Source organism: Ramlibacter sp. (assembly GCF_029866045.1).
Classification (GTDB): domain Bacteria; phylum Pseudomonadota; class Gammaproteobacteria; order Burkholderiales; family Burkholderiaceae_C; genus Ramlibacter.
In genome coordinates, this window is record NZ_JARXAB010000021.1 from 53,168 (window position 1) to 79,670 (window position 26,503).

Annotated in this window: 23 protein-coding genes and 1 riboswitch; of the genes, 9 read left to right on the forward strand and 14 right to left on the reverse strand. The window is 67.9% G+C overall.

Annotated elements, in window-relative coordinates; all coding sequences use genetic code 11:
- Positions 1-3: 3 nt before the first annotated feature.
- The 6 genes from QE494_RS01825 to alr form a co-directional block, all read right to left on the reverse strand.
- The gene (locus QE494_RS01825; RefSeq protein WP_300040941.1) at positions 4-228 is read right to left on the reverse strand and encodes a zinc-finger domain-containing protein; all 225 of its coding nucleotides are present in this window, start codon (positions 226-228) and stop codon (positions 4-6) included.
- A 13-nt stretch (positions 229-241) separates the two neighbouring features.
- Complete coding sequence (locus tag QE494_RS01830) at positions 242-1,177, reverse strand: branched-chain amino acid transaminase (RefSeq protein WP_300040943.1); 936 nt, start codon at positions 1,175-1,177, stop codon at positions 242-244.
- Between the two features lie 39 nt (positions 1,178-1,216).
- Complete coding sequence (locus QE494_RS01835; RefSeq protein WP_300040945.1) at positions 1,217-1,693, reverse strand: glycerate kinase; 477 nt, start codon at positions 1,691-1,693, stop codon at positions 1,217-1,219.
- A 74-nt stretch (positions 1,694-1,767) separates the two neighbouring features.
- On the reverse strand, positions 1,768-2,832 hold the full coding sequence (locus QE494_RS01840) for a serine endopeptidase (RefSeq protein WP_300040947.1): 1,065 nt from the start codon (positions 2,830-2,832) through the stop codon (positions 1,768-1,770).
- Positions 2,833-2,991: 159 nt separating this feature from the next.
- Positions 2,992-4,371: a DNA repair protein RadA gene (radA, locus tag QE494_RS01845; protein WP_300040949.1), complete on the reverse strand. Its 1,380-nt coding sequence runs from the start codon at positions 4,369-4,371 to the stop codon at positions 2,992-2,994.
- A gap of 118 nt (positions 4,372-4,489) precedes the next feature.
- Positions 4,490-5,602: an alanine racemase gene (alr, locus tag QE494_RS01850; protein ID WP_300040951.1), complete on the reverse strand. Its 1,113-nt coding sequence runs from the start codon at positions 5,600-5,602 to the stop codon at positions 4,490-4,492.
- A gap of 100 nt (positions 5,603-5,702) precedes the next feature.
- Between alr and lplT the strand changes: the two genes are divergently transcribed.
- Genes lplT through QE494_RS01865 form a run of 3 tightly spaced genes read left to right on the forward strand, consistent with a single transcriptional unit; the run spans position 5,703 to position 8,386 of the window.
- A complete protein-coding gene (lplT, locus tag QE494_RS01855; RefSeq protein ID WP_300040953.1) occupies positions 5,703-6,986 on the forward strand; it encodes a lysophospholipid transporter LplT in 1,284 nt (427 codons plus the stop codon).
- Positions 6,979-7,869: a DMT family transporter gene (locus tag QE494_RS01860; RefSeq protein ID WP_300040955.1), complete on the forward strand. Its 891-nt coding sequence runs from the start codon at positions 6,979-6,981 to the stop codon at positions 7,867-7,869. The genes lplT and QE494_RS01860 overlap by 8 nt, the downstream gene beginning before the upstream one ends.
- 13 nt (positions 7,870-7,882) lie before the next feature.
- Complete coding sequence (locus tag QE494_RS01865) at positions 7,883-8,386, forward strand: glutathione peroxidase (protein WP_300041135.1); 504 nt, start codon at positions 7,883-7,885, stop codon at positions 8,384-8,386.
- A gap of 12 nt (positions 8,387-8,398) precedes the next feature.
- Here QE494_RS01865 and glcF read toward each other — a convergent pair whose 3' ends face one another.
- The 3 genes from glcF to QE494_RS01880 are packed head-to-tail and all read right to left on the reverse strand — an operon-like array spanning position 8,399 to position 11,846.
- Positions 8,399-9,625, reverse strand: coding sequence for a glycolate oxidase subunit GlcF (gene glcF / locus QE494_RS01870; RefSeq protein ID WP_300040957.1), 1,227 nt, complete (start codon positions 9,623-9,625; stop codon positions 8,399-8,401).
- 6 nt (positions 9,626-9,631) lie between these two features.
- Positions 9,632-10,789 carry a glycolate oxidase subunit GlcE gene (gene glcE, locus QE494_RS01875; protein ID WP_300040959.1) on the reverse strand — a complete coding sequence of 386 codons (1,158 nt, stop codon included), beginning with the start codon at positions 10,787-10,789 and terminating at the stop codon, positions 9,632-9,634.
- A gap of 10 nt (positions 10,790-10,799) precedes the next feature.
- Entirely contained in the window at positions 10,800-11,846 is a 1,047-nt protein-coding gene (locus QE494_RS01880) for an SMP-30/gluconolactonase/LRE family protein (protein WP_300040961.1), read from the reverse strand.
- 57 nt (positions 11,847-11,903) lie between these two features.
- On the opposite strand from QE494_RS01880, the gene QE494_RS01885 reads away from it, so the two are divergent.
- A complete protein-coding gene (locus QE494_RS01885) occupies positions 11,904-12,671 on the forward strand; it encodes a hypothetical protein (protein WP_300040963.1) in 768 nt (255 codons plus the stop codon).
- Positions 12,672-12,676: 5 nt separating this feature from the next.
- On the opposite strand, the gene QE494_RS01890 is transcribed toward QE494_RS01885, so the two are convergent.
- Genes QE494_RS01890 through QE494_RS01900 form a run of 3 tightly spaced genes read right to left on the reverse strand, consistent with a single transcriptional unit; the run spans position 12,677 to position 15,333 of the window.
- A complete protein-coding gene (locus QE494_RS01890; RefSeq protein WP_300040966.1) occupies positions 12,677-14,161 on the reverse strand; it encodes an ammonium transporter in 1,485 nt (494 codons plus the stop codon).
- Positions 14,162-14,186: 25 nt separating this feature from the next.
- The gene (locus QE494_RS01895; protein WP_300040968.1) at positions 14,187-14,525 is read right to left on the reverse strand and encodes a P-II family nitrogen regulator; all 339 of its coding nucleotides are present in this window, start codon (positions 14,523-14,525) and stop codon (positions 14,187-14,189) included.
- Between the two features lie 22 nt (positions 14,526-14,547).
- Positions 14,548-15,333, reverse strand: a complete 786-nt coding sequence (locus QE494_RS01900) for a TorF family putative porin (protein WP_300040970.1) — start codon at positions 15,331-15,333, stop codon at positions 14,548-14,550.
- A gap of 222 nt (positions 15,334-15,555) precedes the next feature.
- On the opposite strand from QE494_RS01900, the gene QE494_RS01905 reads away from it, so the two are divergent.
- Both QE494_RS01905 and QE494_RS01910 read left to right on the forward strand, forming a co-directional pair.
- Positions 15,556-17,295 (forward strand): YifB family Mg chelatase-like AAA ATPase, encoded by a 1,740-nt coding sequence (locus QE494_RS01905; protein WP_300040972.1) that lies wholly within the window; start codon positions 15,556-15,558, stop codon positions 17,293-17,295.
- Positions 17,296-17,682: 387 nt separating this feature from the next.
- Complete coding sequence (locus tag QE494_RS01910) at positions 17,683-18,669, forward strand: hypothetical protein (RefSeq protein ID WP_300040974.1); 987 nt, start codon at positions 17,683-17,685, stop codon at positions 18,667-18,669.
- On the opposite strand, the gene metH is transcribed toward QE494_RS01910, so the two are convergent.
- The gene (metH, locus tag QE494_RS01915) at positions 18,569-21,310 is read right to left on the reverse strand and encodes a methionine synthase (protein WP_300040976.1); all 2,742 of its coding nucleotides are present in this window, start codon (positions 21,308-21,310) and stop codon (positions 18,569-18,571) included. The genes QE494_RS01910 and metH overlap by 101 nt on opposite strands.
- A gap of 121 nt (positions 21,311-21,431) precedes the next feature.
- A riboswitch (S-adenosyl-L-homocysteine riboswitch) is annotated at positions 21,432-21,525 on the reverse strand.
- A 148-nt stretch (positions 21,526-21,673) separates the two neighbouring features.
- Here metH and QE494_RS01920 point away from each other — a divergent pair.
- Positions 21,674-22,951 carry a hypothetical protein gene (locus QE494_RS01920; RefSeq protein ID WP_300040978.1) on the forward strand — a complete coding sequence of 426 codons (1,278 nt, stop codon included), beginning with the start codon at positions 21,674-21,676 and terminating at the stop codon, positions 22,949-22,951.
- Between the two features lie 6 nt (positions 22,952-22,957).
- On the opposite strand, the gene QE494_RS01925 is transcribed toward QE494_RS01920, so the two are convergent.
- Positions 22,958-24,004, reverse strand: a complete 1,047-nt coding sequence (locus QE494_RS01925; RefSeq protein ID WP_300040980.1) for a homocysteine S-methyltransferase family protein — start codon at positions 24,002-24,004, stop codon at positions 22,958-22,960.
- Positions 24,005-24,163: 159 nt separating this feature from the next.
- Between QE494_RS01925 and QE494_RS01930 the strand changes: the two genes are divergently transcribed.
- A complete protein-coding gene (locus QE494_RS01930) occupies positions 24,164-26,164 on the forward strand; it encodes a RecQ family ATP-dependent DNA helicase (protein WP_300041137.1) in 2,001 nt (666 codons plus the stop codon).
- On the forward strand, positions 26,161-26,409 hold the full coding sequence (locus tag QE494_RS01935) for a DUF3297 family protein (RefSeq protein ID WP_300040982.1): 249 nt from the start codon (positions 26,161-26,163) through the stop codon (positions 26,407-26,409). Before QE494_RS01930 ends, QE494_RS01935 begins: the two co-directional genes overlap by 4 nt.
- Positions 26,410-26,503 lie beyond the last annotated feature (94 nt).

Genomic DNA, 26,503 nt, shown 5'->3' on the forward strand with positions numbered 1-26,503 from the left:
GCCTCAGTGGCCGCCGTCGAAATGCTCGCCGGCGGCCAGCCGGTACACCGTGCCGCAATAGGCACAGCGGGCCTGGCCGGTGCTGGCCACATCGAGGAAGACGCGTGGGTGGCCATTCCACAGCTTCATGCCGGCCTGAGCACTGGGGCAGAAGACGCCGCCGTTGCCGTTGAGGTCACCGGCCTTGAGCTCGACGACGGTTTCCTGGCGGGTGGTGGCGGTGGTCATGGCGTGCCGGTCCTCAAACCTGGGTGAGCCAGTGGGCGTACTTGGGGTTGCGGCCGCTCACGATGTCGAAGAAGGCCGTCTGGATCTTCTCGGTGATGGGGCCGCGCGAGCCGATACCGATTTCGACACGATCGAGCTCGCGGATCGGGGTCACTTCAGCGGCAGTGCCGGTGAAGAAGGCCTCGTCGGCGATGTAGATCTCGTCACGGGTGATGCGCTTTTGCACCAACTCGATGCCCAGGTCTTGGCAAATGTGAACCACGGTGTTGCGCGTGATGCCGTTGAGGGCGCCCGCGGACAGGTCGGGTGTGTAGACCTTGCCGTCCTTGACCACAAAAATGTTCTCGCCGGCTCCTTCGCTCACGAAGCCGGAGACATCGAGCAGCAGCGCCTCGTCATAGCCGTCGTCAAGCGCCTCCATGTTGGCCAGGATGGAGTTGGTGTAGTTGCTCACCGCCTTGGCCTGCGTCATCGTGATGTTGACATGGTGGCGGGTGTAGCTGGAGGTTTTGACGCGGATGCCGCGCTTGAGCCCTTCTTCGCCGAGGTAGGCGCCCCAGGCCCAGGCGGCCACCATCAGGTGGATCCGGTTGCCACGGGGGGACACGCCCAGTTTTTGCGAGCCGATCCAGGTGAGCGGACGCAGGTAGCAGCTCTCCAGCTTGTTGGCGCGAACCACCGCACGCTGCGCCTCGGACACCTGCTCCTTGGTGAAGGGGATAGCCATGCGCAAAATTTTGGCGCTGTTGAACAAGCGGTCCGTGTGCTCGGCCAGGCGGAAGATGGCGGTGCCCTTGTCGGTCTTGTATGCGCGGACCCCCTCAAAAGCGCCGCAACCGTAATGCAGGGTGTGGGACAGGACGTGAATCTTGGCGTCGCGCCACTCCACCATCTCACCGTCCATCCAGATCTTGCCGTCGCGGTCGTCCATGCTGGGAATGGCGCTCATGTCTTTTCCTTTGGCGTCGGGATATGCAAAACGACAATTCTAGTGTGCGGCCGGCCCCCCCCGGGGCTCGGCCGGCGCTGCCGGAGCAAGCGCCTCGCCCGCCTCAGGCACCTCGCCCGAGGCGTCGTCCTCGGGCCGCCAGAGTTTCCAGCGCAGGAGCCGGCCGTTCACCAGCTCGCAGGTCACGTGTGAGCCGCCGGTGTCCGTCCATCGGTACACCTCAGGCTCCTCTCCTTCAGGGGACTGGCGCACACCCAGAGCCTTGGTCAGGGCCATGATGTGCAGCAGGTTCACGCCCGGGCGCAGCTTGGCGTTGAGCATGACGGCGCTGGCAACATGACCGACCGGCCTGTCGGTCGCCTGCTTCATCACATGCACCATGCGGTTGAAGTGCAGCAGCACCCACATCACGCCGCCGCTCAGTACAGCGGCAACGCCGGGCCAGCCATAGGAGTTCCAGGCAAAAGCCAGGAAGGCCAATGCGGCGAGGGGATAAACAATACGACGCCAGTTCATGCCCCGCATTGTCTCCGTTCGGCGAAGGGCCACGGCTGTGACGAATGCGAAGGCCCTGAAATCGGCCCGATTGATCAGGTGAGCCCGGTGCCGGACGCCTGTGGAACTGGAGCGACCACCCCGCAGTGGAGGCAGTAATGCGCGAACGCGCTTTTTCGGGTGCGGCAGGCCCCGCAGCGATCAAACAGGCCGATGCCACAGTGGGGGCAGAAATCGCCGCTATCGTCCTTGAGATTGGCCGCCCGCTCGCAACCGGGGCACAGGCTCTGGGAGAGCCGGGCCAGCGCGGCGTCATAGGGCAGCGCTTTGCGCCGCTGACTGTCCGGCTGCGCCTCGGCCTGGCGCTGCCGCTGGAGGTAGCGCTCGAGGGACACGATGGCCTGGCGGCCGATGATGACGGTGAGCAACACCCCCACCGCATAGCGCACGTAGACCCCGTAGCTGGGGAGGTAGGGAACCAGCTCGACGAAAAAGGTGAAGGCAGCAAACAGCGCGAACCCCCAGACGAACGGCCACCAGCGGCCCTGCCGGTGACGCCACAACAGCCACCCCGCCACCCCGAGCAGAGGCAAGGTCAACGCCAGACGGTAGAGGAAGACGCGCAATTCCAGATGGCGTTGCTCCGCAGCCAAGGCCTTGCCGGCCGCCTCCTCGTGCTGCTCCAGGTCGCGGCGCAGGCCGGCCTCTCGTTGCTGCGCGTCGAGCAGCTCCTGCCTGCGACGCTGTACGGTGGCCTCGGCCTCACGCAAGGCCTGCTGCAGCGGATCGAGCCGGCGGGTGCGTCCCAACACCTCCGGGTCCTGGTCTTGGCGCTGGGTCGCCTGGCGGGCTGCCAACCAGCTCTCCAGGCCCTGGCGCGCGGCACGCAACTCGGCCGTCGCCGCCTGCTGCCCCAGCTGCGCCTGTGCCAACGCCTCCTGCGCCTCTTTCTGCTGCGTGCGGGCCTGCGCCATCTGGCCCTCCAGCCGCCGGACCAGTGCCCGGTCGGTGAAGTCGGCCAATTGGCGGCGGCTCTCGATCTTGGGCAGGTCACCCACCAGCGCCCCGCCGAGCCCGATCAAAAAGCCGGCGAATAAAAGTGCGAGCAACCACAGGCCGCGGCGAAACCATTTCTCGGGAAGTCGCATGGTCTGCGTCATGACAAACCTCCCTCACGCGCCGATGCGGTGAAATTTTTTTTCATTCGGGATCCTCCGAGGCTTCCAGGCCTGATTCTGAGGAGCCGATCCTGCAGGGACTTACGGCGCGCCAGGTCGCAGTGAACTGACAGCGCCTTGGCGAAAAGACCGGTGGCAGCCTCAGGCCAGCGAGCGCACCACTTCCATCGCCTCTTCAATGCGGTCGACCGGGTGGATGGTCAGGCCCTCGAGGTCACGGCTGCCCTTTTTCGGGGCGTTGGCGCGCGGCACCACCGCCACCGAAAAGCCCAGTTTGGCCGCCTCGCGCAGGCGCTCCTGGCCGCGCGGCGCGGGCCGCACCTCGCCCGCCAGGCCCACCTCGCCAAAGGCGATGAAGCCCTTGGGCAAGGCTCGGCCGCGCAGGGAGGAGGTGATGGCCAGCATCACCGCCAGATCGGCCGCCGGCTCGCTGATACGAACGCCGCCGACGGCGTTGACGAAAACATCCTGGTCGTAGCAGGCCACGCCGGCATGGCGGTGCAGCACCGCCAGCAGCATGGCCAGGCGGTCACGGTCGAGGCCCACCGACAGCCGGCGCGGGCTGGGCCCGCCGGTGTCGACCAGGGCCTGGATCTCGACCAGGAGCGGGCGCGTGCCCTCCAGGGTGACCAACACGCAGCTGCCCGGCACGGGCTCGGTGTGCTGCGAGAGAAAGATGGCGCTCGGGTTGGCCACCCCCTTGAGCCCCCGCTCGGTCATGGCGAAGACGCCAATCTCGTTGACGGCACCGAAGCGGTTCTTGATCGCCCGCACCAGCCGGAAGCTCGAGTGTGTGTCGCCCTCAAAATAAAGCACCGTGTCGACCATGTGCTCGAGCACGCGCGGCCCGGCGAGCGCACCCTCCTTGGTCACGTGGCCTACCAGCACGATGCAGGTGCCGCTGGCCTTGGCAGCGCGGGTCAGGTGGGCCGCGCATTCGCGCACCTGGGCCACCGAGCCGGGGGCGGAGGTGAGCTGGTCGGAGTACACCGTCTGAATGGAGTCGATCACCGCAACCGCCGGCCGGGTGTTGGCCAGCGTGGCCAGGATCTTTTCCAGATTGATCTCGGCCAGCACTTTGACCTGCGAATGGTCCAGGCCCAGCCGGCGCGAGCGCAGCGCCACCTGGGCGCCAGACTCCTCGCCGGTGACGTAAAGCGTGGGGATCTGGGCGCGCTCGAGGTTGTCCAGGGCCTGCAGCAGCAGGGTGGACTTGCCGATGCCGGGGTCGCCGCCAATGAGCACCACCCCGCCTTCAACGATGCCGCCACCCAGCACCCGGTCCAGCTCGTCGATCCCGGTGGGCGCCCGGCTCACCTCGGTGGCCTCGATGTCGGCGAGCACCGTCACCGGGGTCGACTTGGCCAGCGCGGCGAAGCGGTTCTTGCCGCCACCCGCGGGGGCATCGGGCACGGTCTCGACCAGCGTGTTCCAGGCCTCGCAATGCGGGCACTTGCCGAGCCAGCGCGGGCTCGAGCCGCCGCATTCGGTGCAGCTGTAGACGGTCTTTTCCTTAGCCATGGGGCATTGTCGATGCAAACGGAAGCCGAGAGCGGATCGCGATGCCCCTGGGCTGTCGCCGCCTAGGATGCGGCCCGTTCGCGTCCGACGGAAAACCTCCTCACGCTTCGTACTCTGATCAAGCCGCCGGGTCGACCTGCACCGGCACCCGCGGCGCCACTGCGCACATGAGCTCGTAGCCCACGGTTCCGCCGGCATGTGCCACCTCGTCGATGGACAGCACCCGGCCGTTGGCGGCGAGGCCCCAAAGCGTGACCTCGCTACCGAAGCCGGCCTCTGGCAGTTCGGTGAGGTCGACGGCGATCATGTCCATGCTGACCCGGCCCAGGGTGCGGGTACGCCGCCCCTGCACCAGCACCGGCGTGCCGGTGGGGCAGTGCCGTGGGTAGCCGTCGGCATAGCCGCAGGCCACGATGCCGATGCGCATCGCGCCCGGGGCGCTGAAGGTGGAGCCATAGCCCACGGTGTCGCCCGCCTGCAGGGCCTGCACCCCAATCACGCGCGAGGACAGCGTCATGGCCGGTATCAGGCCCCAGTGGGCGATGTCGTGTGCAGGAAAGTCCGGCGAGCTGCCATAGATGGCGACGCCTGGCCGCACCCAATCCGCAGCCAGATGGGGCAGGTCCGGGGCGGCGGCATGGCGCAGGATCGCCGCGCTGTTTGAAAGACTGCGCTCGCCCGGCAGGTCGCGCGTGGCCGCGTCGAAGACGCGCACCTGGTGCGCTACGCCCAGCGGGCCGTCGGCGTCGCTGAAATGCGTCATGTGCGTGATTTCTTCGACCTGGGGCAAGGCGTTGAGGCGCGCCCAGGCATTGCGGTAGGCCGCGGGTCGCAAGCCCAGGCGGTTCATGCCCGAGTTCATTTTGAGAAAGACCCGATGCGGCGTGTGGGTCTTGTGCAAGGCCAGCATGTCGATCTGCTCCTCACAGTGCACCACATGCCACAGGCCCAGGCGCGAGCACAGCTCCAGGTCACGGGTTTCAAACGCGCCCTCCAACAACAGCAGGGGGCCGCGCCAGTCGAGCGCGCGCAGGCGGCTCGCCTCGTCGAGATCGAGCAGCGCGAAACCGTCGACGCCGCGAAGGCCCTCGAGGGCGCGCTCAATCCCGTGGCCGTACGCGTTGGCCTTGACCACACCCCAGACGCGGGCATCGGGGGTCTCGGCACGCAAGCGTGCCAGATTGGCGCGCAGGGCCTCTGGGTGGACAGTAACCTGGATGGGGCGGGGCATAAACCCAAATTGTGGCACCACGGCGCGTGATATAACCCGCCCACCTTCTGGAGACGGCAACCCCGTCGCAGCCCGCACGCGGGGCCGCGGCCGAACAAGAATGAAGCGCGGCTTTTACACCATCATGTCGGCGCAGTTTTTCAGCTCGCTGGCCGACAACGCTTTGTTTGTGGCTGCGGTGGAACTGCTCAAGTCAGGCGGCGCGCCCGAGTGGCAGCGCGCTGCGCTGGTACCCATGTTCGCGCTGTTTTACGTGGTGCTCGCGCCCTTTGTGGGCGCCTTTGCCGACGCCATGCCCAAGGGCAAAGTGATGTTCATCAGCAATGCGATCAAGGTCGTCGGTTGCCTGATGATGTTGTTCGGTGGCCATCCGCTTATTGCCTACGCTGTCGTGGGCCTGGGCGCAGCGGCCTACTCACCGGCCAAGTACGGCATCCTCACCGAGTTGCTGCCGGTCTCGCAGCTGGTGAAGGCCAACGGCTGGATCGAGGGCCTGACGATCGCCTCGATCATTCTGGGCATTCTCCTTGGCGGGCAGCTTGTGGGGCACGCCGTGGCAAGTCACCTGCTGGCGATGGACCTGCCCGTGTTCGACACCGGCATTGACACCGCTCCCGAGGCGGCCATCTCGATCCTCATTGCCGTCTACGGCCTGGCCGCCTGGTTCAACACCCGCATTCCCCACACCGGCGTGGCCATGCGGCCTATCCCCAGCAACCCGCTGGCGCTGGTGCCCGATTTCTTCTCGTGCAACACGCGTCTGTGGCGCGACAAGCTGGGCCAGATTTCCCTGTCCACGACCACTCTGTTCTGGGGCGTGTCAGGCAACCTGCGCTACATCATCCTGGCCTGGAGCGCTGCTGCCCTGGGCTACAGCACCACCCAGGCCTCGGCCCTGACCGGCGTGGTGGCCCTCGGCACAGCGGTCGGTGCCGTGGTGGCCTCGATGCGGATGCGTTTGGACATGGCGACCAGCGTCATGCCCCTGGGGATCGCCATGGGACTGCTGGTGGTGCTGATGAACTTCATCAGCAACGTCTGGGTCGCCGCGCCCTTCCTCATACTGCTGGGCGCGCTCGGAGGCTTCCTGGTGGTGCCGATGAATGCGCTGCTGCAGCACCGCGGACACAACCTCATGGGCGCTGGACGCTCGATCGCGGTGCAAAACTTCAACGAGCAGGCCTGCATCCTGGCGCTCGGCGCGTTCTACACCATGTCCACGGGCTTTGGCCTGTCTGCCTTCGGCGCCATCACCGCATTCGGCCTGCTGGTGGCTAGCGTGATGTGGCTGATCCAGCGCTGGCATGCCAGCAACCTGGTGCGGCACAAGGACGAAGTCGACCACCTGCTCGAAATCGCCCGGCACGACAACGCCCATGGTTGAAAGGGGCAGCGGGCGGGCAGCCGCTGCACTGGTGCTCAACGCCCTGGTCTGGGGCTTGTCCTGGTGGCCCTTTCGCGAGCTACAGGCCTTGGGCTTGCATCCGCTGTGGGCCACGGGAGGCGTTTACCTTCTGTCTCTCATCGTGATGCTGGCCTTCCGGCCGCAGACCCTGAAGGAGTGCGCAGGGCACGCCGCCTTGTGGCTGCTGGCCCTCGTCGCCGGCCTGACCAATATTGGCTTCAACTGGGCGGTCTCCATCGGTGACGTGGTCCGCGTGGTGCTGCTGTTCTACCTGATGCCGGCCTGGTCGCTGCTGCTGGCCTGGCCTCTGCTGGGAGAGCGGCCCACCGTCTCTGGCCTGCTGCGCCTGGCACTGGCACTGGCCGGGGTGGTGGTGGTGCTCGACCCTGGCACGGGCGGCTGGCCCCTGCCCCAGGGGGCGGCCGACTGGCTGGCCCTGGGTGCGGGCTTTTGCTTCGCCTTCACCAACATTTTGCTGCGCAAGCTCGAGCAAGTACCGCCTTGGGCGCGGGTGCTGGCAATGTTTGGCGGCGGCCTGGTGATGGCCAGCGCCACCGCAGCGGCGGGATGGGGCGCAGGCCTGCTGCCGCCGCCCCTTTTGCCGGCGGCCGGAGTGCTGCTGGCCTTGATGCTGGGTCTGGCCTTCCTGGGCGGGAACATCGCTCTGCAATACGGCGCGGCCCGACTGCCTGCGGCAGCGACCTCGCTGATCATGCTGTCGGAGGTGGTGTTCGCCAGCCTTTCGTCGGTCGCGCTGGGCGCGGCAGATTTCAGCCCGCGCATCGCGCTGGGCGCCGGGCTCATCCTGCTGGCAGCTTTGTGGGCGTGTCTGCCCGCGCGACCCCGGCAGGCGACACAATGAGAGGCTTATGACGATGAATACCTCCACCATCTACGACTTCACCGTCCGCCAGATCGATGGCCGGGACCAGCCCCTGGCCGCCTGGCGCTCACAGGTCCTGCTGGTGGTCAATACCGCCAGTGCCTGCGGCTTCACGCCGCAGTACGCCGGCCTCGAGACTCTGCACCGCGACTACGGGGACCGGGGCCTGGTGGTGCTGGGGTTTCCCTGCAACCAGTTTGGCGCCCAGGAGCCGGGCAGCCACTCCGAAATCGCGACCTTCTGCGAAACGCGCTTCGGGGTCAGCTTTCCACTCATGGAAAAGGTCGAGGTCAACGGCGAGCAGGCGATTCCCCTGTACCGCTGGCTCAAAGCCGAAGCCCCCGGTCTGCTCGGGACACAGGCGATCAAGTGGAACTTCACCAAGTTCCTCGTCGGCCGTGACGGCCAGGTGATTCGCCGCTACCCGCCCACCGCCCGACCGGAGGCGATCCGCGCGGACATCGAGTCAGCGCTGGGGCAAGCGGCGCCCGCCTGAGGCCGAGTCAGATCAGGAGGCCAGGGCCTCGTCGAGCAACTCGACCCAATGCCGCACCGGCGTGTCGGTCCCCGATTGCAGATGGGTGATGCAGCCGATATTGGCTGAGGCAATGGCGGCAGGCTGCATCACGCCCAGGTGGCCTAGCTTGCGGTCGCGCAACTGGGTCGCGGTTCCCGGCTGAAGGACCGAGTAGGTGCCTGCGGACCCGCAGCACAGGTGAGCCTCCACCGGCGCCAGTTGCAGCTGGAAGCCCAGAGCCCCCAGGTGCTGCTCCACCCCGCCGCGCAGCTTCATGCCGTGCTGCAAGGTGCAGGGCGGGTGATAGGCGATGACGCCGGACGGCGGCCGCACCCGGTCTTTCAAGGCGGGCACGAGCTCGGGAAGCAGCTCACTCAGGTCGCGAGCCAGCGCGCTGATGCGGCGGGCCTTTTCGGCGTAGGCAGGGTCATCCTTTAGCAGGTGGCCGTACTCCTTGACCGTGACGCCGCAGCCGGAGGCATTGATCACCAGCGCCTCCACCTGACCCTGGTCCAGATAAGGCCACCAGGCGTCGATGTTGGCGCGCATCTGGGCGCGGCCGCCGTCCTGGTCGTTGAGGTGGAACTTGACCCCGCCACAGCAACCGGCGCTGGGAGCCGACAGCGCCTGAATGCCCGCAGCGTCGAGCACACGCCGGGTAGCCGCGTTGATGTTGGGGGCCATCGCCGGCTGGACACAGCCTTCCAGCATCAGCACCTGGCGTGCATGGGTGCGTGTGGGCAGGGCGCCCGCGGGCCGAGCAGCAGGCACCTTGGCCTGGAGCCCGGCGGGCAGCAGGCCACGCACCGCCTGGCCCAACTTCATCGCGGGGGCGAACAGGGGCGAGGGCAAGCCCTCCTTCAGCGCCCAGCGCAGCGCGCGCTGGGCCGGGCTCCGAGGCACACGGGCCTCGACGATGCGCCGGCCGATGTCGACCAGGTGACCGTACTGCACCCCGCTCGGGCAGGTGCTCTCGCAGTTGCGGCAGGTGAGGCAGCGGTCCAGGTGCAGCTGGGTCTTTTCCGTCGGTGCCTCGCCCTCGAGCACTTGCTTGATCAGGTAGATGCGGCCGCGTGGCCCATCGAGTTCGTCGCCGAAGATTTGGTAGGTCGGGCAAGTGGCGGTGCAAAAGCCGCAGTGCACGCACTTGCGCAGGATGGCCTCAGCCTCCAGGCCATCCGCCTGGTTCTGGAACTCGGGGGCAAGACGTGTCTGCATGAAAACTCAAATGCCGGGGTAGAGCCGACCGGGGTTGAGGATGCCGGCGGGGTCGAACTCCCGCTTGAGGTCGCGGTGGATGCGTTCCAGCGTTGGGGCCAGCGGAGCCAAGCGTCCGGGGCGGGCAGCGGCGGCGGGGCCACCGGCGATAAAAAGGGTCGCATGACCACCCACCGCCTGCGCGGCGCGGCGCAGGCCCTCGCCCTCGGCCGGCAGGGCGCGCACCCAGCGCTGGCCGCCATGCCACTCGATGTAGGGGGCGTCGGGCAGCGCCAGCACGGGCGCTGTCTGCGGCACCGACAGACGCCACAGATCCCGGTCGCCGCGCGCCTCGAACCAGGGCAGGCGCAGGTCGCGCGAGGCGGTCCAGTCAGACGCCACGTCACCCAAGCGCTCACCGCCCAGGCGCTGGCAGGCGGCGGCCACTGCGGCAACGGCCCCGCGCAGGCGCAGGTAGAGGGTAGGCACGCCCGCGTCGTCGACCCAGGCGCTGGCGTTCAGCGGCAGGCTTTGCCCGCCCCACTCGTTCAGGCGTCGCAGGGCTTCCTCCTGACTCATTTCGAAGCGCAGCGTGGCTTCGGCCGGCGCAACCGGCAGCACCTTGAGGCTCACCTCGGCGATCAGGCCCAGCGTGCCCATGGACCCCGCCAGAAGCCGCGAGACGTCGTAGCCGGCCACGTTCTTCATGACCTGCCCGCCAAAGACCAGCGTCTGGCCGCGGCCGTTGATGACTGTGGCGCCCAGCACGAAATCACGCACCGAGCCGACGCTGGCGCGGGCCGGGCCCGACAGGCCGGCGGCGACCATGCCGCCCACGGTGGCGCCCCCGCCAAAGTGCGGCGGCTCGAAAGGCAGGCACTGGCCCTGCGCGGCGAGAAGCGCCTCGAGCTGCGAAAGCGGCGTGCCGGCGCGGGCGGTGACCACCAGCTCGCTGGGCTCGTAACTGACGATGCCACTGAGATCAGCGGTTGAGAGGGTTTCACCGGCCTGCGCCGGCTCGCCGTAAAAGGCCTTGCTGCCACCGCCACGAATGCAAAGCGGCTGGCTCCGGGCGGCGGCATCGCGTATGCGCTCGGCCGCCTGCACCAGCGCCGAGGCTGCCTCGGACGCAGAGGACGCGGTGGCGGGAGCGGGCTCGGTGGGCAGGGCGGCGGCCGACATCATGGCCTCGATGTTATTCGCCCCGCAGGGGGTGGGCCGAGCGGCCGGGCAATGGCCCCTCGGACGAGCCATCTGCAAGCCCCGATGAGAGCGCTTGCGCAGGCACCGGTGCCGCCCGAGGCCCCGGGTCGGCGCAAAAATTGACCGGCAAGCCCGGCACCTCGACACGCGTCCACAGCACATGGCCGGACAGGGGGCATGCGGCCAGTTCGGCGGCCGAGCGGCCCTGGCGTGCGGTGGTGAGGTAGAGGGTGCGCAGGTCTTCGCCGCCAAAGCAGGGCATGGTGGGGCAGCGCACCGGTAGCGGCCAATCGGCAACGACCCGGCCATCTGGCGCCAGCCGCAGCAGTCGGCCGCCCTCGAACATGGCCACCCAATAGTGGCCCTCGGCATCGACCGCAGCGCCGTCGGGCCGGCCGCCGTAGCAGGCCGTGTCCCGGACCGGGTCGCCGCTGGGCGACCAGCCAGCCGGCTTGGGCGCGAAGCGATGAAACTCGCGCGGTCTGGTGAGGGTGCCGGTCAGCGGCTCGAGGTCCCAGGCACGGATCACGTGGTCCGGGGTATCCGACCAGTACAGCGTGCGCTCGTCGGGTGAAAAGGCCAGGCCGTTCCCGGTGGTCGCCCCACCGGCCCGGCGGGTCAGGCCCGGCGTGCCGCGCGGGTCGAAGCAATACAGGGCGGCCTCCGGCTTGTCACGCGGCTCGTAGATCGTGCCGACCCACAGCCGACCTTCGGCATCGGCTCGACCGTCATTGAAGCGGGTGGTGGCGGGGTCATACGGCGCAGCCACGAGCCGCTCAAGCGCGGCGCCCAAGCGCCTTGCGCGGAACAAGCCCTCGCGCAAGGCCAGCAGCAAACCGCCGCCAGCCACCGGCCCGATGCAACCGGGTTCGGACGGCAGGGACCAGCGCTGGTGGGCGCCGGTGGCGGCATCGGCCCTGCGCAGCGCACGGCCAGGAATGTCTATCCAGTAGAGCGCCGCCTCCTGAGGATGCCAAAACGGCGACTCGCCCAAAGCGTCCGGCGATTCGGTCAGTGGCGTCCAATTCAGGGATTTCATGAGGTTTGGTGGCATTGTGCACAGGCGCAATCGACGGCTGCTTCCTAGCATCGAGCCATGAACCCCTACGACGGACCCCTGCACACGGCGCTGATGCCCGACCCCTCCAAGACCGCTGCCAGCGCTGCCGGACCAGCCGCGCCAGCGCCTGCCGATCCCATCGCCAATTGCCCCGGACTGGCAGCGCTGCGGTCTGAGGCCGCCCGTTACGCCCTGCTGCTGCGGCTTGCGCCTGCGCTGCGCCATGAGGCGGCGGCACCCCTGCAACCGATCGCCATGGCGGCCAGCGTGCTCGAGCGGCGGCTGGCCGCGGACGCGCCCGATTTGGCGCCCATCCGTGACAGCGCGGTGCGGCTGGTGGCCTATGCACGGGCGGCGGCGCAAGGCGGCCTGGACCTGGTGAGTTGGCTGGCCCCTGATCGGGCGGCCCAGCTTCCGCTGGCGACCGTGGTGGAGCAGACACTTGCGCTGCTGGCCACGCCCATGGGCTTCGAGGGCTTCACCCTGGTGTCCCGGATCGACGAGGCGCTGGGTGCCCAGCCGGTCCCTGCGGCAGGGCTACGCCTTGTCCTGCCGGGGTGCCTGCTTTGGCTGGGCGATCAAGCGCCCGCGGGTGGGACCTTGTGCCTGGAGACTCGGGCACACGCCCTCACCCTGCATCTGGCAGCGGCAAGCGAAAGCGGAAATGAAAAAGCCGGCTCGCATCGCGAGCCGGCCTATCGGCGTTTGGGCTGGTCCGACATTCAGGCCTTGGGCCTGGGCGAGGGCCTGGACTTGAAGCGGGAGGGCGACGTCTTGGTGTTGACGCTGCCCGACCTGCCCTGAACCCATCAGCGGTGGTAGGCGGTTTCTCCGTGGCTGGAGATGTCCAGACCTTCGCGCTCTTCCTCTTCCGTGACACGCAGGCCGATGACCAGGTCAACGATCTTGTAGGCAACGAAGGCCACCACAGCGGTCCACACCACGGTGGTGAGCACCGCTTGGGCCTGGATCCAGACCTGGGCTGCGATGCCGGGGAAGTCGGCGGCGTCACCGCACTTGTTGGTCACGTAGTTGCAGATGCCCGTGCCGCCCAGCGAGGGGGAGGCGAACACGCCGGTCAGGAGCGCACCCACGATGCCGCCCACGCCGTGCACGCCGAACACGTCCAGCGAGTCGTCGGCACCCAGCAGGCGCTTCAGACCGCCCACGCCCCACAGGCAGATCAGGCCAGACAGCAGGCCGATGACGATCGCACCCAACGGACCGACAAAGCCGCAGGCTGGGGTGATGGCCACCAGACCAGCCACTGCGCCAGAGGCGGCGCCCAGCATGGAAGCCTTGCCCTTGAGCAGCGCTTCACCGGCGATCCAGGCCAGGGTCGCGGCAGCCGTCGCCACCAGGGTGTTGACGAAGGCCAGGGCGGCGACGCCGTTGGCTTCCAGGTTGGAGCCGGCGTTGAAGCCGAACCAGCCCACCCACAGCAGCGAGGCACCGACCATGGTCAGGGTCAGGCTGTGCGGGGTCATGGACTCCTTGCCGTAGCCGATGCGCTTGCCCACCACGTAGGCACCCACCAGGCCAGCCACACCCGCGTTGATGTGCACCACGGTGCCGCCGGCGAAGTCCAGCGCGCCCTTGGCCCACAGCCAGCCCGCACCGGCCGTGACCTTCTCGAGCGAAGCGGCGTCGGTGATGGCGTCCGGGCCGTCCCAGTACCAGACCATGTGTGCAATCGGCAGGTAGCTGAACGTGAACCACAGCACCACGAACAGCAGCACCGCGGAGAACTTGATGCGTTCTGCGAAGGCGCCGACGATCAGCGCGCAGGTGATGGCCGCAAAGGTGGCCTGGAAGGCGACGAAGGTCAGCTCCGGAATCACCACGCCCTTGCTGAAGGTTGCGGCGACAGAGTCCGGCGTGATGCCCTTGAGGAACAACTTGTCGAGTCCGCCGATGAACGGTGAGCCGCTGGTGAACGCCACGCTGTAGCCGTAGACCACCCAAAGCACGTAGATCAGCGACGAGATCACGAAGACCTGCATCAGCACCGACAACATGTTTTTGCTTCGCACCAGGCCGCCGTAGAACAAGGCCAGGCCGGGGATGGTCATGAGGATCACCAGCACGGTGGCGACCGTCATGAACGCGGTGTCACCCTTGTTGGGCGTGGGCGTGGCGGCGGCTTCGGCCGCTGCCGCAGGAGAAGCTGCCGCAGCAGGCGCTTCAGCGGCAGCAGGTGCCGCAGCCGGGGCGGAGGCCGGCTGCGCCAATGCGGCGCCGCCTCCGGTCAGAAGGCCGAGCCCGAGGGCCAGGCAGATGAGAAATTTCTTCATGACTTGTGTTCTCCGTGTCTGCTGCTCAGAGGGCTTCCTTGCCGGTTTCACCGGTGCGGATGCGGACGACTTGCTCGACGTCGTAGACGAAAATCTTTCCGTCGCCGATCTTTCCGGTGCGGGCGGCGCCTTCGATGGCTTCGATGACGCGGTCAACCAGCTCCTCGGAGACGGCGGCCTCGATCTTGACCTTGGGCAGGAAGTCAACGACGTACTCGGCTCCGCGATAGAGCTCGGTGTGGCCTTTTTGGCGGCCGAAGCCCTTGACCTCGGTGACGGTGATGCCCTGCACACCGATGCCCGAGAGGGCCTCGCGGACCTCGTCGAGCTTGAAGGGCTTGATGATGGCGGTGACCAGTTTCATGGTGTCCCTCGCGAGGTGAAAGTTAGAAGGAGTACTTGGCGCCGATGACGACGCCGGCCTTACCAACTTCCTTGCCGCCCCAGGTGTAGCCAGCGGGCTTGGCGTTGGTCGATACAGCCATCAGGGACATGGAAAAGCCCTGCCCCAGGTCCTTGGCCAGCGAGACCGAGTAGTCGGTGTAGCTGAGCGCGGGAGAGTTCGCCACGATCTGGCGGCCCACGTGCGGGGTCAGGGTGAAACCACTGCCCAGGTCGAAGTTAGCGGCCAGGTCGTAGTACATGCTGCCCTTGCTGTTCAAATTGCCGAACAGGTTGGTGGTGCTGTAGGAGGCCTTGAGAGTCGCCACGCTGTAGGAAGCCGCGGCATAGAGCTCGGCGGTGTTGGCATTGCTGTACACGCCGCTGCCGCCCGTTTTTTCAAGGGTGTTGGTCAAGTACTGGTACAGCAGTGCGCCCACGTCGACACCGACGTCGCCCGCACTGAACTTGTAGCCGCCGTAAATGTCGAGCTCGACCGGGCCTTTGACAGGATTGGCAGTGGTGCTGTTGTCCTTGATCCACTTGATGGTGGAGCCCCAGGCGCCAAGGTAGAGACCGCTCTTGTGAGCGAAGTCAGCACCGCCCTGAACAGCAGGCAAAAGACGGGTCTGCGAAATGCCGCGGTAGCGATAGTCGGTCACCAGACCCGCGTTGTAGCTCAGGGTGAAGTCGGGCGCGGGCGCTTTGGCAGCGGCAGGCGCTGCAGTTTGGGCCTGAGCTGCGGCGCTGACGACCAAAGTGGCCAGAAGGACGGTGGACTTGATCTTCATGAAACTTCTCCTTGAACGCTTGAAATTGAAAAAATGACAACTCGGTTAAGCAGAAGCCGTGCCACCAAGCCCACACAGGACCGGAGGGGACTGCGACCAAGGCTTAGGCTCCCAGAAGGTGCGCGGGGCAAGCGGCAAGCCCGGGCCGCGCACCAGTTGGGTGCGCCGACGCACGTTTGGCTACACCTCTTGCTAGCATGCCGAGGCAGGGGGGTCTGGGTCATGAGCCTGGCATTGGTGCGCAGCCGCGCGTTGCTGGGTCTGGAGGCCCGGCCGGTCACCGTCGAGGTGCACCTGGCCCCGGGCCTGCCGGCATTCCATCTGGTCGGACTGGCCGACACGGAGGTCAAGGAGTCCCGCGAGCGGGTGCGGTCCGCCTTGCTCACCTGCGGCCTCGAGTTCCCCCACAACCGGCGCATCACGGTCAACCTGGCCCCGGCCGACCTGCCCAAGGATTCGGGTCGCTTCGACCTTCCGATCGCCATTGGCATCCTGCTGGCCAGCGGCCTGCTCGATCCAGCCAAGGCGGCCGACTTTGAATTTGCAGGTGAGCTCTCACTCTCGGGAGATCTCCGGCCAGTTCGAGGTGCGCTGGCCATGAGTTTGGCCTTGGCGAGGGAGGCGCGGCTGACAGATCCGAGCCTTGCCCCACCTGCAGAAGCGGGGCGGGAGGCCGATCCGATGGCACCGCCGCCCCGGCCAACGCGGCTGGTGCTCCCGCCTGGCAGCGCCGAGGAGGCGGCCCTGGTGCCCGGTGCCAGCGTCTGGCGAGCCCGGCACCTGATGGATGTGGTCCTGCATCTTCAGCCTGCGGACCGAGCCCCGCCCGGGACGGCCCACCCGCCAGCCGAGGCACAGAGCGGGATCGAGGCTGAGGCCTTGGCCAGCGCGGGCGCGGGCACCTGCGCGGACGGCCCGCCCTCAACTGAGCGGGCCCCCGGGGCGGCACCCGGCACCAAAGGGGAGGTCCGATCCGGCTGGTGCCGGATGGCGCCAGCCGCGCCCCAGGCGCGTGGCGAGGACCCCGACCTGGCCGATGTCCGCGGTCAGGCCGCGGCGCGGCGCGCACTCGAGATCGCCGCCGCCGGCGGCCACGGCGTGTTGCTGGTCGGGCCGCCCGGCGCCGGCAAGTCCATGCTGGCCGAACGCCTGCCTGGGCTGCTGCCCCCACTGACGCTCGACGAGGCCCTGGAGGTGGCCGCCATCGCCGGCTTGTGTGGCACCTTCGACCCAGGCAACTGGGGCCGGCGCCCCCGCAGCAGCCCCCATCATTCGGCCAGCGCGGTGGCCTTGGTGGGCGGGGGCTCGCCGCCTCGGCCGGGCGAGATCACCCTGGCCCACCACGGGGTGCTGTTTCTTGACGAATTGCCGGAATTCCCCCGCAGCGCCCTGGAGGCCTTGCGCGAGCCGCTGGAGACCGGCCGCATCACCATCGCCCGGGCCGCCCACCGGGCCAGCTTCCCGGCGCGCTTCCAGCTGGTCGCGGCAATGAACCCTTGCCCTTGCGGCTGGCGCGGCGACAGCCGGCGGGCCTGCCGCTGCACGCCGGATCAGGTGGCGCGCTACCAAAGCCGGATCAGCGGCCCGCTGCTCGACCGAATCGACCTCCAGGTGGAGGTGCCGGCGCTGGCGCCCCAGGAGCTGCTGGGTAGCACCTCGGGTGAAACCAGCACGACCGTCCGAGGCCGCTGCCAGGCGGCACGCCAGCGGGCGCTGGACCGACAGGGCCAGCCCAACCACGCGCTCGCCGGCGAGGCCCTGCTGCGCCTTGCCGCGCTGAGCAACGACGGCCGCAGCCACCTGCAATCGGCCGCTACGCGCCTGGGCTGGAGCGGCCGGGCCACCCACCGCGCGCTCCGGGTCGCCCGAACCATCGCCGACCTGGCGGGCAGCGAGACGGTGATGCCGGACCATGTGGCCGAGGCGGTGCAATACCGGCGCGCGCTGCTGGCTGCAATCTGACTGGCAGGCCTGCGACAGCCCCCCGGAGAGGGCCGCAACGGCCACCATAGCGAACACACGCGCCCAGGCAGCAGCCTGCCGTTCAGGCCGGGCCCCTGGGTCGCACACCGAGACGCCATGTACAGACAGCAGCCCCTTCGCCGCCGCAGCCTCCCCGCGTCCAGCACCGCCGCACTGCCCCCGCCGTCGCAGTCGCATGAAGGGGCGGGAGGGCCACCCGGTGCCCAAGCTCGCAGGGCACCCGACGGCGGGAGGGGTCCAGGCTTGGCGCGTGGCGCAGTCCCCGCGCTCGTACCTCCATCCGCACCGTCCTGCCACGCCCGGGCCCGACAACGCCTTTACCGGGCCGTCGACCATCTGACCTTCCGCGGCGCTCTGGTCCCCCTGGTGTCGAGCCTGCTGAAGCTGGGCACCACCGCGATCTCGGGGGAGGGCGCATTGCGCCACACGCTGCTGGGCGCAGCCGGTACCTCCGCCGTTCAAAGCTTGCTGGGCATGGCCTCCGCCGGCGACCGGGAGCACAGCTTCGGCTGGGTGAGCACCCTGGCGCCCAGCACAAGCCTGGCGCCCCCGCCGAGCGTGGCGCGTTGGGGGATATCCGCCTCAGACGCGGACCAGCGGCGGCTGGCCACCATCGACCGCTGGATGGCCGTCATCGACGCGGGTCATGTCCCGGTGAACGCCCTGCCCACGCAGGGCCGTGACGGGCTGGAGCAAGCCCAGGCGCGCCTGCACGCACAGCTACTCGCCGAAAGGGACCAGGCCGATGTCCTCGCTGGCGTGGTCGCGCTGGCGGTGCTGGTCCTGGACGGCATGGCCGCTGCACGCGCCCAGCATGACGCCAACGGCGGTCGGCTCGAGGCCGGTCCCTGCCTGTTCATCCTGGTCCACATGGGTCTGTCCCTGCTGCTCGACGCCGCCGCCTGCCATTGGCAGATGAAAACGCGCAGCCCGTTGGCTACAGCCTACCCACGTCAGGCGCTGTGCCAGCCGCCCCCGAGCACACAGGTGGGACAGATGGGACCCGCAGCCCAAGGGGGGCCCGTGGCGGCGCTTGCGCCGCTACCGCGATTGCCCCAGGTGGCTGCCTTGCCTGCAGACAGGGTCGCTCCGCGCTTTTTCGCCGGCGGTGCCGGAGCCGCACCTGACCGGCCGGGAAGCCGCGGGGACATCGAGCCCGAACAAAGCCCAGAGGAGAGCCCAGAGGAGAGCCTGGCGGGAGAAGGGAGCGACAGCGACCTGGAAGCCGGCTGCCAGATCGCCCCCCTGCCGCTCAGAGGTTTGGGGCCAGCAGGCGGGCCAGCTGCTCCTGCTGCTCGCCCCGGCGGCGCGCTTGGTCCTGCAGCTGGTCGTCTCCAATTCTTCCCACGCTGAAGTACACGCTGTCGGGGTGGCTCAGATAAAAGCCGCTGACGCTGGCGGCGGGCGTCATGGCCATGCTCTCGGTCAGACCCATGCCGATGTCCTGCGGCGTGAGCAGCTCAAACAGGTCCCGCTTGGCGCTGTGGTCAGGGCAGGCCGGGTAGCCCGGCGCGGGGCGGATGCCGCGGTACTTCTCGGCAATGAGCGCCTCGTTGTCCAACGCCTCATCGGCGGCATAGCCCCACAGGTCCATACGCACCCGCTGATGCAGGCATTCGGCGAAGGCTTCGGCCAGCCGGTCGGCCAGGGCCTTGAGCATGATGGCCGAGTAGTCGTCGTGGTCGTCGAGGAAGTACTGCTCCTTTTTGTCCACACCGATGCCAGCTGTCACCGCGAACCCGCCCACATAGTCGGCGAAGCCCGAAGGTTGACCCGCTGCGTCGAACTTGGGGGCAACGAAATCGGCCAGGCAGCGGCTCGGTCGCATCGCCCCGTCCACACTTTGCTTTTCGGCCTGCTGGCGCAGGCCCCACCAGGTCATGGCCACCTGGCTGCGTGATTCGTCGGCGTAGAACTCGATGTCATCGCCAACGCTGTTGGCTGGCCAAAACCCCATGACCGCATTGGCGGTGAGCCAGCGGCCCTCGATCAGGCGCTTGAGCATGCGCTGGCCATCGGCATAGACGCGCACGGCTTCGGTACCCACGACCTCGTCCTTCAGGATGGCGGGGAAGGGACCGGCCAGGTCCCAAGTCTGAAAGAAGGGGGCCCAGTCGATGAATCGGGCGAGTTCTGCCAAGTCAAAGTTGCGAAACACGCGCCGGCCGATGAACTTGGGCACCGGCGGGCGGTAGGCCGGCCAGTCGATCGGTGTGCGGTTGGCGCGCGCCTTCTGCAGCGGCCACAGCGGCGTTTGCTTCTTGCCGGCGTGCTGGGCCCGAACCTTGTCGTAGTCGGCGTGGAGCTCGGCGATGTACTTGCTGGCCTGGTCGGAGAGCAGGCTCTGGGCCACGCCCACCGAGCGCGAGGCGTCGGGCACATACACCACCGGGCCTTCGTAATGCGGCGAGATTTTGACCGCGGTGTGCACCCGGCTGGTGGTGGCCCCGCCAATGAGGAGAGGTATCTTGCGCAGCCGGAAATGGTCGTCTTTTTGCATTTCGGCAGCGACGTACTGCATCTCCTCGAGTGAGGGGGTGATCAGGCCCGACAGGCCAATGATGTCAGCGCCCTCGACCTTGGCCCGCGCAAGGATCTCGTGGCACGGGACCATCACCCCCATGTTCACCACCTCGAAGTTGTTGCACTGAAGGACCACGGTGACGATGTTCTTGCCGATGTCGTGCACATCGCCCTTGACGGTGGCGATCACGATCTTGCCCTTGGCCTTCACGTCCTGGCCGGCTGCCTCCTGTTGCTTCTTTTCTTCCTCGATATAGGGAATGAGGTGGGCCACCGCCTGCTTCATGACGCGGGCCGACTTGACCACCTGGGGCAGGAACATCTTGCCCTGGCCGAACAGGTCGCCCACGATGTTCATGCCGGCCATCAGAGGGCCCTCGATCACATGCAGGGGTCGCCCGCCCTTGGCCAGGATTTCGCGGTAGACCTCCTCGGTGTCCGAGGTGATGAAGTCGGTGATGCCGTGCACCAGCGCATGCGACAGGCGCTGGGCCACCGCCGCATTGCGCCATTCATTGCGCTTGCTGTCGTCCTTCGCGGCGCCCTTGGCGTCTTCGGCGATGGCAATCAGGCGCTCGCCGGGAGAGACGTAAGGCTCACCTTCGGGGATCCGGGGCTGGCGATTGAGCACCACATCCTCGACCCGCTCGCGCAAGGTCGGCTCAAGCTCGTCATACACGCCGACCATGCCGGCGTTGACGATACCCATGTCCATGCCGGCCTGAATGGCGTGATACAGAAAGACTGTGTGGATCGCCTCGCGCACCGGGTCGTTGCCGCGGAAGGAAAAGCTCACATTGGAGACCCCGCCCGAGACCTTGGCGCCGGGCAGGTGCTGCTTGATCCAGCGGGTGGCCTCGATGAAGTCGACCGCGTAGTTGTCGTGCTCCTCGATGCCGGTGGCGATGGCGAAGATGTTGGGGTCGAAGATGATGTCCTCGGGTGCAAAGCCCACCTCGTCCACCAGGATGCGGTAGGCGCGCGCGCAGATCTCGGTCTTTCGCTGGAAGGTGTCGGCCTGGCCCTTCTCGTCGAAGGCCATCACCACCGCCGCCGCGCCATAGCGCTTGACCAGCTTGGCCTGGTGCTTGAACTGCTCGACCCCCTCCTTGAGGCTGATCGAGTTGACGATGGCCTTGCCCTGGATGCAGCGCAGGCCCGCCTCGATCACCTCCCATTTGGAGCTGTCGACCATGATCGGCACGCGGGAGATGTCGGGCTCGCTGGCGATCAAGTTCAAAAAGCGCACCATGGCCGCCTTGCTATCGAGCATAGCCTCGTCCATGTTGATGTCGATCACCTGGGCGCCGTTCTCGACCTGCTGGCGTGCCACCGCCAGGGCCTCCTCGAACTGGTTGTTGAGGATGAGCCGCGCAAAGGCCTTGGAGCCGGTGACGTTGGTGCGCTCGCCGATGTTGACGAACAGGGCCTGCTCCCCCACCCGAACCGGCTCGAGGCCGGCTAGGCGCATGGGTGGTACATCTGGGGCCACCCCGGAGGCAAGTGTCGAAGCGGCGGCGGAAGAAGAGGGGGTCGTCATGACTCACCTGGCTGGGTTGGGGCCGGCGTCTTGGAGACGGCGCGACGTTGGAGCGAGGTGAGCGCAGTTGGGGCGAAATTCGACTCAAGCCTGACGAAGGCCCTGCCTAAAAAGGCCGGGACACCGCTGCAACGCTCCTTGAGTGCGCACATTTTAACGGCGCAGGCCCGCTTGTTGGTCGGCGTCAGGGCCGCAGGGGCATGGGCGCGCCCGGTCCGCAGATGGTGCCAGCAGCCCGGCGCCCGCCGGGCGTCCACCCGAAGCCGGATCCCGGCCCCTTTGCAGGAAACACCTATGCACGCCATCCGCCGCATCCAGAACCTGGCCGTCCGCAGCAACAACATCGGCAGCCTGGCGCGAGAACCCGCGCGATACGCCACCTCCGCTCGCGACATGCTCCGCGCTGCGGAAGTACATATCGACGCCGCCACCGAGGGCCTGCGCGCAGCGGCCCTCCAAGACCGGCGGGGGGAGCGCGCCCTGTCGCTGTCGGCTCTCGCCGACTCCCTCGCGCCGCAGGCAGACCGCCTCCGGCACCTGTCTATCGCGCAGCCGCTGCCGCCGGAAGACCCCCTGCGCGATCTGGTGCGCCGCAGGCTCGCAAGCGCCGGGCATGTGCAGGCGATGGTCAGTGCCGGGGCCACCCTGCTGCGGGCCTACGCCCCTAGCCAAGTCGCCGAGGAGGCCCCAGTCCTGGACGATGAATGGACGCGCCGCCTTTTTGGTGAGGCCAGAACACTCCTCCATCTGCTGGCGGCCGACCCCGGTCAACCCGCGCGCACCCGCGCCGCGCTGGTGGCCGCCAGCACACCCGAGTGCTTGTTGCCGCTGATGGGTGTGGAAGATTTGCCAACGGATGTTCGGCTGGAAGCGGGCAGGTGGCGACTGCGTCAGGCGCCGCAGGCCCTGCGCGTTCCCGAGTGGCTGGCGCTGCGTCTGCTCGGCCACCCCGAGAGCGGCGCCGCGATCGCCCTGCGGACGCTGGAGCATCTGCGGTGGCTGGACGCGGATTTGATGATGGCGTGCGGCGCACTGCTGAGCGAACTCGCTCAGTTGCAAGGCCGTGCGCTGGCCGCTGCGGCCAGGCTGCCGGGACTGGGCCTGGCCGACCCCTTGGCGCACTATCACCTGGCACTTCCCAGCGAAACCCTGCCCCACCTAGCGTCGGTCCTGCGCGAGGGCGGGGAATGGCTGGTCGGGGGCGCACTGTCCACCTGCCGCTCTCAAGAAACCGTGCAGCGTGAGCTTGGCATGGGCGATCCACCCAACAATCGCATGCTGTGCCTGCAGTCGCCCAGCGTCATGGCCGGGCCGGTGCGCGGCCTGCGCTTTGACATCTTCCATCCGCCCGAGGCCGGCCCGCGCGACGAGGCTCTGCTCATGCCGGGTCAGCGATTCCGGGTGTGCGAAATCGGCGTGACCTCGCTGACACGCGAGGGCGGCGAGCCGCTGGCAGTCAAGCACTTCCGGCTGGACAAGGAGGCCGAGGTGGCCGGAACATCGGTCCCAGGCGCGCTGCAACTAGGCCATGACCCTGTTTTACGGGCCTGGTCGCTGGCGTCTGAGCTCTGAGGACGCTCAGGCCGCGTCGGTGCGGAAAAACGCGCGCTGCAGGCTGCGGGCCGGCAAGGGGGCCACCGCCTGGCGAATTGCGCCGATGTGCTCTGGCGTGGTGCCACAGCAACCGCCCACAATGTTGATCAGCCCTTCGGCCGCGAACTCGCGCAGCAACCGGGCGGTGACATCAGGCGTCTCGTCAAAGCCGGTCTCGCTCATGGGGTTGGGCAGCCCGGCATTGGGGTAACAGCTGATGTAGGTGTCGGGTGCCGCCCGGGCGAGCTCCTGGATGTAGGGCCGCATCAGTGCCGCGCCCAGCGCGCAGTTCAGGCCAACGGCCAGGGGCTGGGCATGGCGGACGCTGTACCAGAAGGCGGTCACGGTCTGGCCGGAGAGGATGCGGCCGGAGGCGTCCGTCACGGTGCCGCTGATGATGAGCGGCAGACGCTCGCCGGTCTGCTCGAACAACTCGTCGATGGCGAACAGCGCCGCCTTGGCATTGAGCGTGTCGAAGATGGTTTCGACGAGGAACAGATCCACCCCGCCCTCCAGCAGGGCCTGGGCCTGCTCGAAATAGGCAGCGCGCAATTGCTCGAAGTCGACATTGCGCGCGCCCGGGTCGTTGACGTCGGGGCTGATGCTGGCGGTACGCGGCGTGGGGCCGAGGGCGCCGGCAACAAAGCGGGGTTGCTCGGCTGAGGAGAACTTGTCGGCGGCCTCGCGGGCGATGCGCGCCCCCGCGAGATTGAGTTCACGCGCCAGCGAGCCCAGCAGGTAGTCATCCTGGGCGATGGTGGTGGCGCCGAAGGTGTTGGTCTCGATGATGTCTGCGCCGGCGGCCAGGAAGGCCTCATGGATGTCGCGAATGATGTCCGGGCGGGTCACATTGAGCAGGTCGCTGTTGTTCTTGAGGTCCTTGCTGTGGTTCAAGAAGCGCTCCCCGCAGACCTGGGCCTCGGTCAGCTTGAAGCGCTGGATCATGGTACCCATGGCACCGTCAATCAGGGCGATGCGACGCTCGAGGATGCCAGGCAGGGCCTGGCCGCGGGTGTAGGCGGGCGAACTCATGATGGCCTCGATTGTAGGAAGGCCGGGCAACGAGGGGCGAATGCCAGCGGTCGCGCGGGAGATGCAGCCCCAGGGCTGCCCTGCCATTGAACCCGATCGGTCGGCAAGGCTCGCCCGCTTGGGGCGACAATCGACCGCATCTTGTCCGCCCTTGCCTCCCTGTCCCCGCCGGCGCTTGCGTCCATACCGGCCAGCCCCGCGCCACTGACCATCTTGCGCGAAGTCTTTGGCTACGACCAGTTCCGTGGCCCGCAGGCGACCATCATCGACCATGTCACTGCCGGTGGCGACGCCCTGGTCCTGATGCCCACCGGCGGCGGCAAGTCGCTGTGCTACCAGATCCCGGCCATTGCACTCCAGCGCGCGGGACAGGGCATCACGGTCGTTGTGTCGCCCCTGATTGCGCTGATGCACGACCAGGTCGGCGCGCTGCACGAAGCCGGGGTAGAAGCGGCCTACCTCAACTCCTCCCTCAGCGGCGAGGAAGCGCACGCCGTCGAGCGCCGGCTGATGCGCGGGGAAATCACCCTGCTCTATGCCGCGCCCGAGCGCATCACCACGCCACGCTTTCTGGCCCAGCTCGACTCGCTGCACGAGCGCGGGCAGCTGGCCCTGTTTGCGATCGACGAGGCGCACTGCGTGAGTCAATGGGGCCATGACTTTCGGCCCGAGTACCGGGCTCTCACCGTGCTGCACGAACGGTTTGCGGGCGTGCCGCGGGTCGCGCTGACCGCCACCGCCGACGACCTGACGCGCCAGGACATCGTCGAGCGCCTGCAGCTGGAGGAGGCGCGCCAGTTCGTCTCCAGCTTCGACAGACCCAACATCGGCTACACCATCGTCGAGAAAAAAGACCCGGTGCTGCAGTTGACCCGCTTCATCGAGATGGAGCATGGCGGTGAGGCCGGCATCGTCTACTGCCAATCACGCAAGCGGGTCGAGGATATCGCCCAGACCCTGGCCAGCCAGGGCATCGCCGCCCTGCCCTATCACGCCGGCCTGGACCCCGAGATGCGCCAGCGTCACCAGGACCGATTCCTGCGCGAAGACGGCATCGTGATGGTCGCCACCATCGCCTTTGGCATGGGCATCGACAAGCCCGATGTGCGCTTTGTTGCCCACCTGGACATGCCCAAGAACATCGAGGGCTACTACCAGGAGACCGGGCGCGCGGGCCGCGACGGTCTGCCAGCGGCGGCCTGGATGGCCTATGGCCTGCAGGACGTGGTGAACCAGCGGCGCATGATCGACGAGAGCCCGGCAGGCGAGGACTTCAAGCAGGTGATGCGCGGCAAGCTCGATGCCCTCTTGGCGCTGGCCGAGGCCACCGATTGCCGGCGCAGCCGGCTGCTGGCGTACTTTGGCGAAGCCTACGCCGCAGGGGCGACCCCGGCGGTGACGTCCCCCAAAGAGGATGCGGCCTTGGGAGCGCCATCCGCGCATGACATGCCGAGCCTGAGGGCCCGACTCCGCTGCGGCAATTGCGACAACTGCCTGAACCCGCCCCACCTGTGGGACGGCACCGAGGCCGCGCGCATGCTGCTGTCGACCGTCTACCGGGTGCAGGAGATGAGCGGCATCAGCTTTGGCGGCGGGCACATGATGGACGTGCTGCGCGGCAAGGCCACGGAAAAAGTGAAGCAGTACGGCCATGACAAGACCAGCACCTTCGGCAAAGGCAGCGCCTTTTCTGAGGCGCAGTTGCGCGGAGTGATGCGCCAGCTGATCGCCATCGGCGCACTGGCGGTCGATGCGCAGGCCTTCAACACCCTGCAGCTCACGCCTGACTCGCGGCCGGTACTGCGCGGCGAGCGCCAGGTGCTGCTGCGCGAGAGCGTGGCCACGCCGGTGGGCAAGGGCCGACGCAGCGGCGCGCACCGACCGGTGGCCCGCGCAATGGTGGCGCAACTCGCGCCCGAGGCGCAGACGCGCTACGAGGCCCTGCGCGCCTGGCGCGCCGAGGTGGCCCAATCGCACAACCTGCCGGCCTTCATGATCTTCCAGGACGCCACCCTGGCGGCGGTCGCGGCCCTGGGCCCGGCCAGCCTGGATGCGCTGGCAGGCGTCAGCGGCATCGGGGCCAAGAAGCTGCAGGCCTATGGCGAGGAAGTGCTGCGCGTCGTGGCGGGGGCCGGGCTTGGGCACAATCTGCGTCCATGACCGACACCGCCAGCCGCCCTCCGCTTCCCGACCACCTGTCCACCGACACCCGCAGCCCGCATTACCTGGCGGCGGTGTTTGAACACGATGTGGGCATCCGTTTCAACGGCAAGGAACGCCACGATGTGGAGGAATACTGCCAGAGCGAAGGCTGGATTCGAGTGCCCGCCGGCAAGACACTAGACCGCAAGGGCAAGCCTCTGCTCATCAAGCTCAAGGGCTTGGTCGAGGTTTACTACCGCTGACACTGGGCCTGCCGGGGAAAGCGCCGCACGCCTGAGGACAGACCGGCGAGCGATGCGCCGGGCAAATGGAGCTTTCGGGGCGATCGACGTTTTC

Excerpts from the sequence above, each read along its gene's own strand:
- QE494_RS01860 (WP_300040955.1), top strand. The coding sequence starts at position 6,979 with ATGGTTGAAAGGGGCAGCGGGCGGGCAGCCGCTGCACTGGTGCTCAAC.
- alr (WP_300040951.1), bottom strand. The coding sequence starts at position 5,602 with ATGCCCCGCCCCATCCAGGTTACTGTCCACCCAGAGGCCCTGCGCGCC.
- QE494_RS01825 (WP_300040941.1), bottom strand. The coding sequence starts at position 228 with ATGACCACCGCCACCACCCGCCAGGAAACCGTCGTCGAGCTCAAGGCC.
- QE494_RS01885 (WP_300040963.1), top strand. The coding sequence starts at position 11,904 with ATGAACCCCTACGACGGACCCCTGCACACGGCGCTGATGCCCGACCCC.
- QE494_RS01925 (WP_300040980.1), bottom strand. The coding sequence starts at position 24,004 with ATGAGTTCGCCCGCCTACACCCGCGGCCAGGCCCTGCCTGGCATCCTC.
- glcF (WP_300040957.1), bottom strand. The coding sequence starts at position 9,625 with ATGCAGACACGTCTTGCCCCCGAGTTCCAGAACCAGGCGGATGGCCTG.
- QE494_RS01865 (WP_300041135.1), top strand. The coding sequence starts at position 7,883 with ATGAATACCTCCACCATCTACGACTTCACCGTCCGCCAGATCGATGGC.
- QE494_RS01830 (WP_300040943.1), bottom strand. The coding sequence starts at position 1,177 with ATGAGCGCCATTCCCAGCATGGACGACCGCGACGGCAAGATCTGGATG.
- QE494_RS01840 (WP_300040947.1), bottom strand. The coding sequence starts at position 2,832 with ATGACGCAGACCATGCGACTTCCCGAGAAATGGTTTCGCCGCGGCCTG.
- metH (WP_300040976.1), bottom strand. The coding sequence starts at position 21,310 with ATGCGCCTAGCCGGCCTCGAGCCGGTTCGGGTGGGGGAGCAGGCCCTG.
- QE494_RS01900 (WP_300040970.1), bottom strand. The coding sequence starts at position 15,333 with ATGAAGATCAAGTCCACCGTCCTTCTGGCCACTTTGGTCGTCAGCGCC.
- QE494_RS01880 (WP_300040961.1), bottom strand. The coding sequence starts at position 11,846 with ATGAAATCCCTGAATTGGACGCCACTGACCGAATCGCCGGACGCTTTG.
- QE494_RS01905 (WP_300040972.1), top strand. The coding sequence starts at position 15,556 with ATGAGCCTGGCATTGGTGCGCAGCCGCGCGTTGCTGGGTCTGGAGGCC.
- QE494_RS01935 (WP_300040982.1), top strand. The coding sequence starts at position 26,161 with ATGACCGACACCGCCAGCCGCCCTCCGCTTCCCGACCACCTGTCCACC.
- QE494_RS01895 (WP_300040968.1), bottom strand. The coding sequence starts at position 14,525 with ATGAAACTGGTCACCGCCATCATCAAGCCCTTCAAGCTCGACGAGGTC.
- QE494_RS01890 (WP_300040966.1), bottom strand. The coding sequence starts at position 14,161 with ATGAAGAAATTTCTCATCTGCCTGGCCCTCGGGCTCGGCCTTCTGACC.
- QE494_RS01920 (WP_300040978.1), top strand. The coding sequence starts at position 21,674 with ATGCACGCCATCCGCCGCATCCAGAACCTGGCCGTCCGCAGCAACAAC.
- lplT (WP_300040953.1), top strand. The coding sequence starts at position 5,703 with ATGAAGCGCGGCTTTTACACCATCATGTCGGCGCAGTTTTTCAGCTCG.
- radA (WP_300040949.1), bottom strand. The coding sequence starts at position 4,371 with ATGGCTAAGGAAAAGACCGTCTACAGCTGCACCGAATGCGGCGGCTCG.
- glcE (WP_300040959.1), bottom strand. The coding sequence starts at position 10,789 with ATGATGTCGGCCGCCGCCCTGCCCACCGAGCCCGCTCCCGCCACCGCG.
- QE494_RS01835 (WP_300040945.1), bottom strand. The coding sequence starts at position 1,693 with ATGAACTGGCGTCGTATTGTTTATCCCCTCGCCGCATTGGCCTTCCTG.